Below are 11,728 nucleotides of genomic sequence, written 5' to 3'. Positions count from 1 at the left end.
GGGAAAGATGATCTTCGTCATATTATTGATGACAGCATCTCTGTAAAACAAGCGAGAATTGGATTGCCGCGCGGAACCGTCGACGGGGATGCGGCTCTTCGTGGCCATACTCTTGCTGCCATATTTGAGTTTCCGTCAACCCGGACCCGGGTGTCATTTGATATGGCGATGCGCCAGCTTGGTGGCGATACGATTGTTCTGAATAGTACAGACATGCAGTTAGGACGCGGTGAAACCATTGCTGATACAGCGCGGGTATTGTCTCGCTATGTGGACGCCATTATGATTCGAACAGATGATCATGGAAAGCTTGAAGAGCTGGCAGAATATGCCACGGTTCCTGTGATCAATGGTCTGACCAATGATAGTCATCCTTGTCAACTTATGGCGGATGTGATGACGTTTGAGGAACATCTTGGGTCCATTAAAGATAAAATTGTCACCTGGAGTGGTGATGGCAACAATATGGTAACGTCGTGGATTCATGCTGCAGGACAGTTTGGTTTTGAATTTAGGGTGGCGTGCCCTGCGAATTTATCACCCGACCCCCGAGCCCTTGATTGGGCGAAAGAAGTGGGCGCGAATGTTCATGTAACACAGGACGCACGGGAGGCTGCGGCAGGCGCTCATTGTATTGTCGCTGATACCTGGGTTTCGATGGGTGACGATGCCGCCAACCGACATAATGCCCTGGCTCCCTTTCGAGTGGACGAGGCAATGATGTCTGAGGCTGCTGACGATGCCATATTTATGCACTGCCTGCCTGCTCATCGGGAAGAAGAAGCCACAACCGCTGTTATGGATGGCCCGCAATCCGTGATTTTCGATGAAGCGGAAAACCGTCTGCATGCGCAAAAAGCGGTTTTGCGCTGGTGCCTCGGCACCTCTTAATCAAATTTCACTTTTGAGAAAGGTTCCAGATGCCTGACGAGCTGGATCAGAAAATACTGACGGATAATGTTATTCAGCCCTTTCAGATGGCGAAGGCGGGTGTGCGCGGTCGGCTTGTGCGGCTGGGTGATGCCATTGACAGTATCCTCAATCGGCATGCTTATCCGGATAGTGTCGCGGCGTTTTTAGGGGAAGGATTGGTTTTGGCCGCTATGCTTGGTGGCGCCCTAAAATTTGAAGGTATTTTTACCGTCCAAACCAAAGGCGATGGGGCAATCACAATGATCGCCGCCGATATGACGACGCCTGGTAGTTTGCGAGGCTATGCCGGTTTTGATGAGGATAAGCTTGCGCTTGCCGAAGCGTCTGAAAGCGACGGGGATCGGGTGGAACGATTCTTGGGGAAAGGCTATGTTGCTTTTACTATTGACGCAGGCGTTGAACGTAATCGGTATCAGGGGATCGTCGATCTTGAAGGAGATAGTCTCGCAAAATGTATGGAGAACTATTTCGATAAATCTGAACAGTTGGATACGCTCCTTCGCATCGCGATCGACAAAGTCGATGGAAAATGGCGGGCGGGTGGATTGATGATCCAACGGCTGCCAGATGAAAGTTCCCTTGATTTCGTGAAGGACGAAGAAGAAGAAAATTGGCGAAACGCACAAGCTCTGGCCGCCACGGTTACGCCGGGTGAGTTGATCAATCCGATCCTCAAAGGCTCCGAGCTCCTTTACAACTTGTACCATGAAGATGGTGTGTGGCTATATGATCCGCAAGAACTGCTGGATCAATGCAGTTGCAGCGCGGGCCGTGTCCTGACAACTTTGAAGTCGTTCGGCGAAACTGATTTGAGTGATATGGCCGATGATGGTGTCATTACTGCTGATTGTCAGTTCTGCAACAGCAAGTATGAAATTAGTCTGGAAGAATTGAAAAACTGATTTGCATTTTATCTGAAAAAATCAGAGGGTTGATGTTACATTTTGGGCGGTAATAATGTATCCTATTCAACTCTTAGTACAGGTGAGGATAAAATGGTCGGTATGCGTCACGTAATCACAGCTTTGACTCTGATGGTAACGGTTATTCTCGTTGGGTGTGTAAAAGCGCCGCCGGTTCCCACCTATCCCGAGATTACCTTCCAGCACCTCAATCCCATTATGCTGAATGTGAGCGAGATAAAAATCGTCAACGAATTCAGACCGACGTTGAAAGCTCCAAATGTGGAGCATGAGTTGCCGGTGAAAATAGATCAATCTGTCCGAAATTGGGTTCGGGATCGATTGCGGGCATCGGGGAATAGTGGCGCAGTCGCCACCGTTACGATCAAGGATGCCAGTGCCGTCGAGGAGATTCTTGAAAAGCCAGTTGGCATCAAAAGTGTGGTGACTAAAAATCAGTCCGAACTTTATAAATTTCACGTCCTTGTGGAGGTAAAAGTCAGCGAGATTTCTGGTGCATCCGGCTTTGTTACGGCGGAAGCGGCGCGATCCAAGTCTGTTCCCGAAGGGATTACTCTCAATCAGCGAGAGCAGACATATTACGTTCAGGTCGAGGCTTTGATGCAGGGATTTGATGTGGAAATGGAAAAGAATATCCGTAGTTTTCTAGGAAACTATATCCGTTAGAAGATCTTCGAACGGCGGTATTTTCCTCCCGTACCATACTTAACCGTATGTCATTTTGATTTAAATTGTGATGGCGCTCACTTGAGTTGCGATGCATGATTTGCTATTATTTTTCTTTAGATCAAACGATTGACCTAATTATTATGAACAAAGAACATACATCTGCGGCAACCAGAATGATTGAAACAGCCGGTCCGCTATTCGCGGATCAGCCGTTTGATGCTGTTTCAACGCGCCAAATAGCCAAGGCCGCGGGGGTCAACCTGTCGGCAATTTCTTACTATTTTGAAAATAAGGAAGGTCTGTACCGGGCAGTTTTCGAAAAGATTATTGAAGACCTCAAACCCATTCGAGTTGGTTTTGGTCTTTATCTGAGTACGAACATGCAAGCCGCAGGTGATGATCGTCAGGCGCTGGCCAGTATCGTCATAAAGTTTGTGAACGATCTTCTGGACAGTGTGATGTCGCCTGAAAACCCGCGATGGCGCATGCGGTTGATTATACGGGAAATGCAAGCGCCAACGGAGTGCTTTGACCTGGTCCTCGAGGGGCATATCAATGTCATGCATGATTTGTTGGGAATGCTTGTTGCCAAAATTTCAGGAGAGCCTGAATCGAACCCCTCCGTAAAATTGACCACTCATTCCATCCTCATCATGTGCTTGCAATATGCGCTGAATGAGCCGTTGGTCACCGCCCGAATGGGTTGGAAAAAGATGGGGACCTCTGAAATTGATATTATTAAATCCTCGGTGACAAAATTGGTTCTTAGAACACTTGATCTTGGCGAATATGCCCCCGAAATGCGGGCGAGGTAACGGGTATATGCACATTTTCAAAACGGGACTGAAGGTACTCATCCCGCTCCTTATTCTGGGTCTTGGCGCTATAATTTTTGCCTATTTGGTGAAGACGAAACCGGTGATTGAACCGGAAGTTGCGGGAGAAAGAATTTGGCCGGTTGAAACGCTGGCCGCCCAACATAAAGATCAGTCGATAAATTTGTTGTTGTTCGGGACCTTGGTCGCCGCAAGAGATGTCGAATTGCGCTCGCTTGTTGGCGGTGAAGTCATTGAAGTCAGTCCGAATTTCCGGGAAGGCGGCATACTGAAGCAAGGCGAATTGCTGATCGCCGTTGATCCTTTTGATTTCCAAGCGAGTTTGGACGAAAACCAGGCCGGATTACTTGAAGCGAAATCCCGGCTGAATGAGTTGGTTGCGACGAAAAAATCGGAAAAAACAGCGCTCGTTCGCGATAGCGAAGTCTTGGAACGTGAAATTCGCAATGTCGTGAGATCTAATAGCCTGTCTAAGCGCGGAAATATCTCGGAGAAAGCCTTGGATGACGCGGAGTCCGCGCTGACGCGGCAGAAACAAACTGTTGAATTGCGTCAAGCCCAGTTGGATATCCTCGAAGCCCGCATCGGCCAGCAACAGGCTGTAATAGACCGTCTTGGCGTTGGCGTTCGCCGGGCTGAGAGAGACCTCACGAATACGAAATTACGAGCGCCCTTTCGCGGCTATCTGGCCGAAGTAAATGCAGAATACGGTAAAAACATTGATGCCAAAGACAAGGTTGCACGACTTATTGATGCGTCGCAACTTGAGGCGCGGTTTTTGCTGTCTGACAGTCAATACGGGTTACTGTTGGCCAATACGGCCGGCATTATCGGCCGCCCGATCACGGTGCGCTGGTCCTCCGGTGATACGGAAGTCTCGTATGTCGGTAAGGTTTCTCGATTAAGCTCTGAAATCAGTTTCAGTTCGGGGGGTGTCGAGGTCTACGCGGTGCTCGAGGGGGATGACAATCTTGATCTCCTGCGGCCCGGTGCATTTGTTGAAGTAATCTTGAAGGGCAATACTTACGACGATGTCATCAAGGTACCGGAATATAGTGTCTTCAACGATGATACGGTATATGTGGCAAAAGAGGGAAAAATTGAGCCCCGGGAAATTGTTGTGATCGCGAAGAACGGTGGTGACTATTTTATCCGCGGGGATCTGCTTGATGAAGAGCTTATTATCATAACGCGGTTCCCGGAAATCGGCCCCAACCTCAGGGTTGAGGTGCGATAATGGATTTACCCGGGCTCGTCAGGATATTTGTCCGCCACAGAAACGCTGCCAATTTGCTGATGATCATGATGATTGTCGTCGGAGTTGCGTCAATTTTTCGCCTCAACACGCAGTTTTTTCCAGATTTTGGCACGGAAGTCATTACGGCGACAATTGTTTGGCCAGGGGCGAGTGCCGATGATGTCGATACCAATATAACCACGGCAATCTTGCCGGAAGTTCGGTTTTTAAGCGGCGTAAAACGGGTAACGTCCTATTCCGTGGAAGGCAGCAGTACGGTTGTTGTGGAGTTCGAGCCGGGCGGCGACATGCAGGCGGCCCTTTCAGAAGTCGAACAAGGCATCACGCAGATTACGACGTTTCCAGAAACCTCGGAAACACCGATTGTCAAACGGGTCATCATTTATGATCCCATTGCACGGCTGTCGGTTTCCGGTCCGTATTCAGAAGCCGCGTTAAAACAAATTGCAAAAACCATGCGGGATGATCTTTTGGACCTCGGCATTGACAAGATTACCTTGTTTGGGGCGCGAGACGAAGAAATCTGGGTGGATGTAAACCGCCGTGAATTGCGGCGTATGAATATGTCTCTAAATGATGTTGCACAAGTCATTCAGTCGAATTCAAAAGATGTTCCCTTGGGTACGATCGCCGGTGGTTTTGAACGCCAACTGCGATCTTTGGAGCAAAAAAATGATGCCAAGTCGGTTGGCGAGCTGGAAATAAAATCTCTGGAAAATGGCCAGAAAATCTATTTACGCGATATCGCGGATGTTCAAGACCAGTTTACGGAAAAAGGGAAAACCGGGCTGCAAAAAGGTGGAACCCAGGCCGTCGAAATACAAATTCAACGGGCCCAGTCGACCGATGCCTTGCAAGCGGCAAAAATCGTCGATGATTATTTCACTCAAGAAAAGGATCGCTGGCCGGCAGATTTGCAGATTAAGAAATATGATGTTCAGGCAGGTTTGATTGAAGATCGGATCCGTTTGTTGATTACCAACGGGGCGAGCGGGTTGATATTGGTCCTGATCGTTCTGTTTGTCTTTTTGAACGTGCGGGTCGCTTTTTGGGTTGCTGCCGGTATTCCGGTAGCGATTTTTGCGACGGCAGGCGTCATGGTGGTGACCGGTCAATCCATAAACATGATCAGCTTGTTCGCGATCATAATGTCGCTCGGGATTATCGTGGATGACGCTATTGTCGTCGGCGAGCATGCATCGTATTTACGCTCTACTGGATTAAGTGCGGCCGATGCGGCGGAAAAAGGGGCGCTGCGGATGTTGGCGCCCGTTTTTGCTTCCAGTTTGACAACGATTGCGGCGTTTCTACCGATCTTTATGATCGGCGACATCATTGGTCAAATCATTGGTGCCATTCCGGCGGTTGTCGTCTCTGTTCTTGTTGCGAGCCTGATCGAGTGTTTTCTTATTCTGCCGGGGCATATGAAACAAGCCCTGCAGTATCAGGCAGGCAAAGACAGCCGGATGCGGCAATGGTTTGACGCAAAGTTTCATTATTTTCAAACCCATCTATTTAAACGTATCGTCAGTCTGGCTGTTGGTTGGCGATACGCCACTTTGGCGGCGGCGGTGGCAATGTTGATTATTTCCGTTGGATTCATGATGGGCGGCCGGCTTGCCTTTAACTTCTTCCCGACACCTGAAGCAGATGTCATCAATGCAAATGTGGTGTTTGCGCCTGGCATATCCAGAGACAGAACGGAAGCTATGGTCGCGGAATTGGACCGCGCATTATATGCAACTGAAGATACCTTAACGGACGGAAATGGCGGGCTGGTTGAAAATGCCATGGGGAAAATTGGTGTCAGTATTGGTGACGCCTTTAGCTCTGTCGCCGGGGATAATCGTGGTGGCATGACCGTAGAGCTTGTCTCGGCAGATTTTAGAGACATTCGGACGGCCGATTTTATTAAAGCCTGGCGCGAAGAAATTCGTGAGCTACCGGGATTACAGAGAATTGCCTTGACGGAGCGGGTCGGGGGCCCTCCGGGCCGGGAACTCGACATTCGCCTGAAGGGTGACAATGTAGATGGGCTAAAGGCCGCCTCTTTGGAAGTGAAATCGTTGTTGGCCAAGTATCGCGGGATCTCTGATATAGAAGACGATTTGCCCATTGGAAAACAGGAAATCATTCTAGAACTAACTCCCAGAGGCCGGGCACTCGGATTTACGACGGAAGATATCTCTTCGCAGGTCCGCGCCGGCTTTGAGGGGATAATTGCCAAGAGATTTGCTCGGGGGGATGAAGAAGTTACGGTAAGGGTGCAACTGCCGCGAGATCAGGTTTCGGTCAGTGCCCTGCAAAATTTTTATGTTAAGAGCCCCGGCGGTTTTGACGTTCCGTTATCTGAAGTCGTTGCAGAAAGAAGCCAGGTCGGATTTGCCCGTATCAAAAGAGAAGACGGTGTACGCGAAGTTGCGGTAACGGCTGAAGTAGATGAGAATACGACGTCTTCCGATCAGGTTTTGGACGTCATTGCGGCTGACGGACTGGAAGCGATCGCGCAAAAATATAGCTTAAAATATCGGTTTGCCGGCAAATCAGAGGAACAAGCAGACACTCTGGCCGATATGAAATTTGGCGCCATGATTGGACTGTCTGCGATCTATCTGGTGCTGGCCTGGGTGTTCTCGTCTTATTGGCGCCCGATTGTTGTCATGGCAATCATTCCCTTTGGTGTCGTTGGCGCAATATTTGGACATTATCTATTGGGCTTTAATCTGACCATTTTGTCGTTGATTGCGCTGCTCGGTCTTTCAGGAATACTGGTCAATAATTCGATCATTCTTGTCAGTATCATTGATGAGAGATTGAAAAATGGCGAACATTATAAGGATGCAGTGGTCAATGGTACCTGTGATCGATTGCGTGCCGTCCTATTGACGTCCCTCACGACAATTGGCGGGCTAACACCCTTATTGTTTGAAACCAGTCTGCAGGCCCAGTTCCTTATTCCAATGGCCATTACGTTGGTCTTCGGGTTGATGGCGTCGACGGTTCTGGTGTTGTTCGTCGTCCCATCACTCCTCATTATTCAACAGGATTTCGGTCGTATTTTTGGATGGCTTAAAAAGCTGTATTTTCCGGGCTCTAGCGCTGCCAGAAGCGACCAGAGAAGAGAACAAGAACCGTAAACAGCTCTAACCGTCCAAGCAGCATACCTAATGCCATGAGCCATTTTGCGGTATCGGGCAGGGTCTTGAACGATCCGGATGGCCCGACAATTTCTCCCAAGCCTGGCCCAACATTCGCTATAGATGTTCCGGCACTGGAAATGGCCGTTATGAAATCCAGTCCGGTCAGGCTTAAGCAAACCGTTAAAATCGCGAAAGTGAGCAGGAAAAGAAAAATGTAGCTCATGACAGCGCTTATGGCATCTTCAGCCAATGGCCGGCCATTATACCGCGGTTTGAAGATACCGTTGGGCCGGATCAATTGCATGAGTTGGCAGCGAACGGTTTCGATAAGTATTTGATAGCGAAATACTTTGATCCCGCAAGACGTGGACCCTGCGCAGCCACCAATAAACATAAAGAAGAAAAAGGCGGTAACGGCAAAGCCACCCCACGCATTATAATCCGTCGTCGCATAGCCTGTCCCGGTGATTACCGAGGTTACATTAAAGGTGGCATAGCGTAACGCGAGCCAAAATCCCAAATTTTCTTCGGTCATTTGCCACAGCACCATGGCTAATATTCCGATTAAAAGAATACTGAGAAACCAGCGAATTTGGCTGTCTTTGAGAAAGCTGCCCGGCTTTCCTTGTATCAGATGCATATACATCAGGAAGGGTAGCGCACCCATGATCATAAAGACGACGATTATGCTTTCAATAAGCGGGCTGTTGAAATAACCAATCGATCCGTCAGAGGTTGAAAACCCGGCGGTTGAAATGGTTGTCATGGTATGTGCAATTGCTTCAAAAACCGTCATGCCGGCAGCCCAAAGGCTGATTGCGCAAATGATGCTCAAGGCCAAATAGATGAAGGCAATCATTTTAACGATTTCAGTAAGCCGCGGCATGGCTTTTTCCGCCGAGACATCAGACGCTTCCATTCGAAAGAGCTGCATACCACCAATGCTGAGGAGCGGGAGAATGGCGATCGCCATCACGATGATGCCAATTCCACCAAGCCACTGCAGCAATGCGCGCCATAAAAGAATGCCGGGCGGGGCATTATCTAGCCCTGTCAAAATTGTCGATCCGGTGGTTGTCAGACCGGACATGGCCTCGAAAAAAGCGTCTGTATAAGAAATATCCAGCTCGCTGAATGTAAGCGGCAGCGCCGCAAAAGCCGGTATGGCAATCCAGGCGACCGTTGTGAGGATAAAAGCCTGCCGGATTCCAAACTCTCCCCCGGCACCACGGTTGGAAAGAAACAAACCGCCTCCGACGAAAAGAGCGACGGCGGCAGCGGCAAAGAAAACTTGCCAATCTCGATTTCCGACAGCTAGATCCACGACAACGGGGATCAGCATCGCAAGTCCTAAAATGACCAGCAAAAGTCCAATACTGGACAGGATAATGCGTATATTAATCACGGCGACTAAGGATTAGCTTTTACCTACAAAGGCGAGGAGTTCACGGCGTGTAATATCTGACTTTCGGAAAATTCCGAGCATGGTGCTGGTCACCATTGTCACGCCATCTTTATGGACACCTCTTGTCGTCATGCATTGATGTGCGCTTTCAATAATGACGGCAACACCTTTTGGGTTCAAAGTGCGGTCAATTGTTTCCGCGATCTGACGGGTCAGTTTTTCTTGAATTTGCAAGCGCTTGCTGTAGGCGTCCACCACCCGCGCCAATTTTGAGATGCCGACAACACGTTCGTTGGGCATGTACGCTACATGTGCAACCCCGATTATTGGAACCATATGATGTTCGCAGTAACTTTCGACACGAATGTCCTTAAGCACAACCATTTCATCATAGCCGTTTACTTCTTCAAAGGTACGCGCCAAATAGGCATCCGGATCTTCGTCGTATCCTGCAAAAAACTCGCGGTAAGACCGGGCGACGCGATCTGGTGTGCCGACTAAACCTTCGCGGTCAGGATCGTCTCCCGCCCAGCGAATGAGTGTCCGGATTGCTTCTTCAACTTCTTCCTTCTCAGGCTTTTCATCCTGTGATGCGGTAGGCTTGTAATGCTCATTCATTTTTTAACGCCGTCCTCATGCTCAGTGAACGCTGTAATTTAGTGGAGCGGAGAGGATTCATGCGGGCTGTCCAGCGAAAACGCCGGAATATCTACAGCGAACATGGTTCCTTCGTCAGATTCCATTTCATAGGACCCTACCATAATACCTGATGGCGTTGGAAGGGGGGTCCCGCTGGTGTATTCGTATGATTGTCCTGGGGCAAGAATTGGTTGTTCCCCGACAACACCTTCGCCGTCCACAACTTCCGTATTTCCCTCAGCGTCGGTAATTTTCCAGTGTCTGTTTCGAAGTGTAACAGTGCATATGCCGTTGTTTTCTATGCAAACTTTATACGCCCACACAAAAAAACCATCTTCGGGAACGGATCGATCAACCAGGTAAATGGGGACGACCGAAACCGCGATGTCCTTTGTTGTTTTAATATATGCGTTCGTTTTGTCCATGTGACACCCCTTGTCCGATTCCTAGGGCAATTCTTTGGTTTCAGCAACAATAAGTATGAATATTGCGACATCATACAAATTTGTCCAGTAATTCGAGTAGACAAGGGGCTTTAATAGGGCCTTTAAGTGCTTTGCTTACTTAGCGCATACCCAAGATCATCAATCAGGTCATCAACATCTTCAAGACCAACAGACAACCTAAGCAAGCTGTCCGTTATGCCAAGTTCTGATTTCGTCTCGTCATCAACACTGGAATGGGTGGTGGTCGAGGGATGCGTAATCAAGGACTTCGCATCACCGAGATTGTTGCTGATATCGATGATTGACAACCGATTGAGAACATCAAACGTTGCTTGTTGATCACCGTCAACCTCAACACTGATTAATGTGCTGCCACGTGACATCTGTAGTTTTGCCAGGGAGGATTGCGGATGATCCTCGCGTCCCGGATAAATAACGCGTTTTACACCAGGGTGATCGCCGAGAAAATCAGCTATTTTTTCTGCGTTGTCGCATTGACGTTCAACGCGCAATTCAAGGGTTTCAAGTCCCTTCAGCATATTCCAGGCATTAAAAGGACTGAGTGCCGGTCCCGTGTGTTTTAGGAATGGCGCCAAGGTGTCTTCTACAAATTCTTCTGAAGCAAGGACAATACCGCCCAGGCAACGCCCTTGTCCGTCGATATGTTTTGTCGCGGAATAGACAACGATATCAGCGCCTAATTCCAGCGGCTTTTGCAAAATTGGCGTGGCAAAAACATTATCGATAATGACCTTGGCACCGACAGAATGTGCAATATCCGAAACGGCAGCAATGTCGACAAGGTCAAGGGTTGGGTTGGACGGGGTTTCAAAGAAAACGCATGTCGTTTTATCGGTGACGGCATTCTTCCATTGATCAATATCGGTGCCGTCAACTAACGTCACGTCAATGCCAAAGCGCGGCAGGATATTCTCGACAATGTAGAGACAAGATCCAAACAGGGCTTTCGCTGCGACAACATGATCGCCGGTTTTCAATTGCGATAGTAACGCGGCATTGACGGCTGCCATACCACTTGCTGTGCCCCGTGCTGCTTCTGCGCCCTCTAGAAGAATCATGCGTTCTTCAAACATGGTGATCGTCGGGTTGGCGTAACGGGAGTAAATGTACCCATCATTTTCACCTTTAAACCGCCCAGCAGCTTGTTCGGCGCTGTCATAGACGAAGCCAGAATTCATGAAGATGGCTTCTGACGTTTCGTTGAAAAGAGATCTCTTTGTTCCGCCGCGCACAAGCTTTGTCGCTGTTCGGGCGTTCTCTATGCGATGTTTTCGCGTATCGCTCTGGTTTGTCATTTTGTCCTCGAGGCATAAAAAAACCCCGACCACCAGTCAGGGTTCCTACGAGCCCAGACCTTTTAGCGTTTCTTTTTACGTGGCCGCAAGCCGGTCGGCACAAATCACCACGGGTTGATCATTATCCCCATGGACACCCGCTGTCAATAGGGCGAAAACATTA

The 11,728-nt window shown here is 49.0% G+C and carries 10 protein-coding genes and 1 riboswitch; of the genes, 6 read left to right on the top strand and 4 right to left on the bottom strand.

All coding sequences use genetic code 11. From position 1 onward, the window contains the following. The 6 genes from argF to V7723_RS16455 form a co-directional block, all read left to right on the top strand. Positions 1-891: ornithine carbamoyltransferase (gene argF, locus V7723_RS16480; protein ID WP_335685585.1), on the top strand; the 891-nt coding region annotated here is incomplete at its 5' end. A gap of 29 nt (positions 892-920) precedes the next feature. Then, positions 921-1,835 (top strand): Hsp33 family molecular chaperone HslO, encoded by a 915-nt coding sequence (gene hslO / locus V7723_RS16475; RefSeq protein ID WP_335685584.1) that lies wholly within the window; start codon positions 921-923, stop codon positions 1,833-1,835. Positions 1,836-1,928: 93 nt separating this feature from the next. After that, a complete protein-coding gene (locus V7723_RS16470; RefSeq protein ID WP_335685583.1) occupies positions 1,929-2,522 on the top strand; it encodes a hypothetical protein in 594 nt (197 codons plus the stop codon). Between the two features lie 176 nt (positions 2,523-2,698). Further along, complete coding sequence (locus tag V7723_RS16465) at positions 2,699-3,340, top strand: CerR family C-terminal domain-containing protein (RefSeq protein ID WP_335685582.1); 642 nt, start codon at positions 2,699-2,701, stop codon at positions 3,338-3,340. A 7-nt stretch (positions 3,341-3,347) separates the two neighbouring features. After that, positions 3,348-4,598: an efflux RND transporter periplasmic adaptor subunit gene (locus V7723_RS16460; RefSeq protein ID WP_335685581.1), complete on the top strand. Its 1,251-nt coding sequence runs from the start codon at positions 3,348-3,350 to the stop codon at positions 4,596-4,598. Continuing rightward, a complete protein-coding gene (locus tag V7723_RS16455) occupies positions 4,598-7,756 on the top strand; it encodes an efflux RND transporter permease subunit (RefSeq protein ID WP_335685580.1) in 3,159 nt (1,052 codons plus the stop codon). The genes V7723_RS16460 and V7723_RS16455 overlap by 1 nt, the downstream gene beginning before the upstream one ends. Here the strand turns inward: V7723_RS16455 and V7723_RS16450 are convergent. The 4 genes from V7723_RS16450 to metZ all read right to left on the bottom strand — a co-directional run bounded on the left by V7723_RS16450 (position 7,713) and on the right by metZ (position 11,565). Beyond that, positions 7,713-9,164 (bottom strand): TrkH family potassium uptake protein, encoded by a 1,452-nt coding sequence (locus V7723_RS16450; protein ID WP_335685579.1) that lies wholly within the window; start codon positions 9,162-9,164, stop codon positions 7,713-7,715. The two genes, V7723_RS16455 and V7723_RS16450, sit on opposite strands and share 44 nt — an antisense overlap. Before the next feature lie 12 nt (positions 9,165-9,176). Beyond that, on the bottom strand, positions 9,177-9,782 hold the full coding sequence (folE, locus tag V7723_RS16445; protein WP_335685578.1) for a GTP cyclohydrolase I FolE: 606 nt from the start codon (positions 9,780-9,782) through the stop codon (positions 9,177-9,179). A 38-nt stretch (positions 9,783-9,820) separates the two neighbouring features. Further along, positions 9,821-10,228: a Co2+/Mg2+ efflux protein ApaG gene (apaG, locus tag V7723_RS16440; RefSeq protein WP_335685577.1), complete on the bottom strand. Its 408-nt coding sequence runs from the start codon at positions 10,226-10,228 to the stop codon at positions 9,821-9,823. 122 nt (positions 10,229-10,350) lie between these two features. After that, on the bottom strand, positions 10,351-11,565 hold the full coding sequence (gene metZ, locus V7723_RS16435; protein WP_335685576.1) for an O-succinylhomoserine sulfhydrylase: 1,215 nt from the start codon (positions 11,563-11,565) through the stop codon (positions 10,351-10,353). 42 nt (positions 11,566-11,607) lie between these two features. After that, positions 11,608-11,686: riboswitch (SAM riboswitch) on the bottom strand. Between the last annotated feature and the right edge of the window lie 42 nt (positions 11,687-11,728).

Origin of the sequence: Sneathiella sp., assembly GCF_036960985.1 — a bacterium.
GTDB lineage: Bacteria > Pseudomonadota > Alphaproteobacteria > Sneathiellales > Sneathiellaceae > Sneathiella.
Note: the sequence above shows the minus strand (reverse complement) of the source record. Positions and strands in the feature narration are given on the sequence as shown.

What these genes read in the sequence shown, in the direction of transcription:
- hslO (WP_335685584.1), top strand. Translation starts at nt 921, where the DNA reads ATGCCTGACGAGCTGGATCAGAAAATACTGACGGATAATGTTATTCAG.
- V7723_RS16465 (WP_335685582.1), top strand. Translation starts at nt 2,699, where the DNA reads ATGATTGAAACAGCCGGTCCGCTATTCGCGGATCAGCCGTTTGATGCT.
- V7723_RS16460 (WP_335685581.1), top strand. Translation starts at nt 3,348, where the DNA reads ATGCACATTTTCAAAACGGGACTGAAGGTACTCATCCCGCTCCTTATT.
- V7723_RS16455 (WP_335685580.1), top strand. Translation starts at nt 4,598, where the DNA reads ATGGATTTACCCGGGCTCGTCAGGATATTTGTCCGCCACAGAAACGCT.
- folE (WP_335685578.1), bottom strand. Translation starts at nt 9,782, where the DNA reads ATGAATGAGCATTACAAGCCTACCGCATCACAGGATGAAAAGCCTGAG.
- apaG (WP_335685577.1), bottom strand. Translation starts at nt 10,228, where the DNA reads ATGGACAAAACGAACGCATATATTAAAACAACAAAGGACATCGCGGTT.
- V7723_RS16470 (WP_335685583.1), top strand. Translation starts at nt 1,929, where the DNA reads ATGGTCGGTATGCGTCACGTAATCACAGCTTTGACTCTGATGGTAACG.
- metZ (WP_335685576.1), bottom strand. Translation starts at nt 11,565, where the DNA reads ATGACAAACCAGAGCGATACGCGAAAACATCGCATAGAGAACGCCCGA.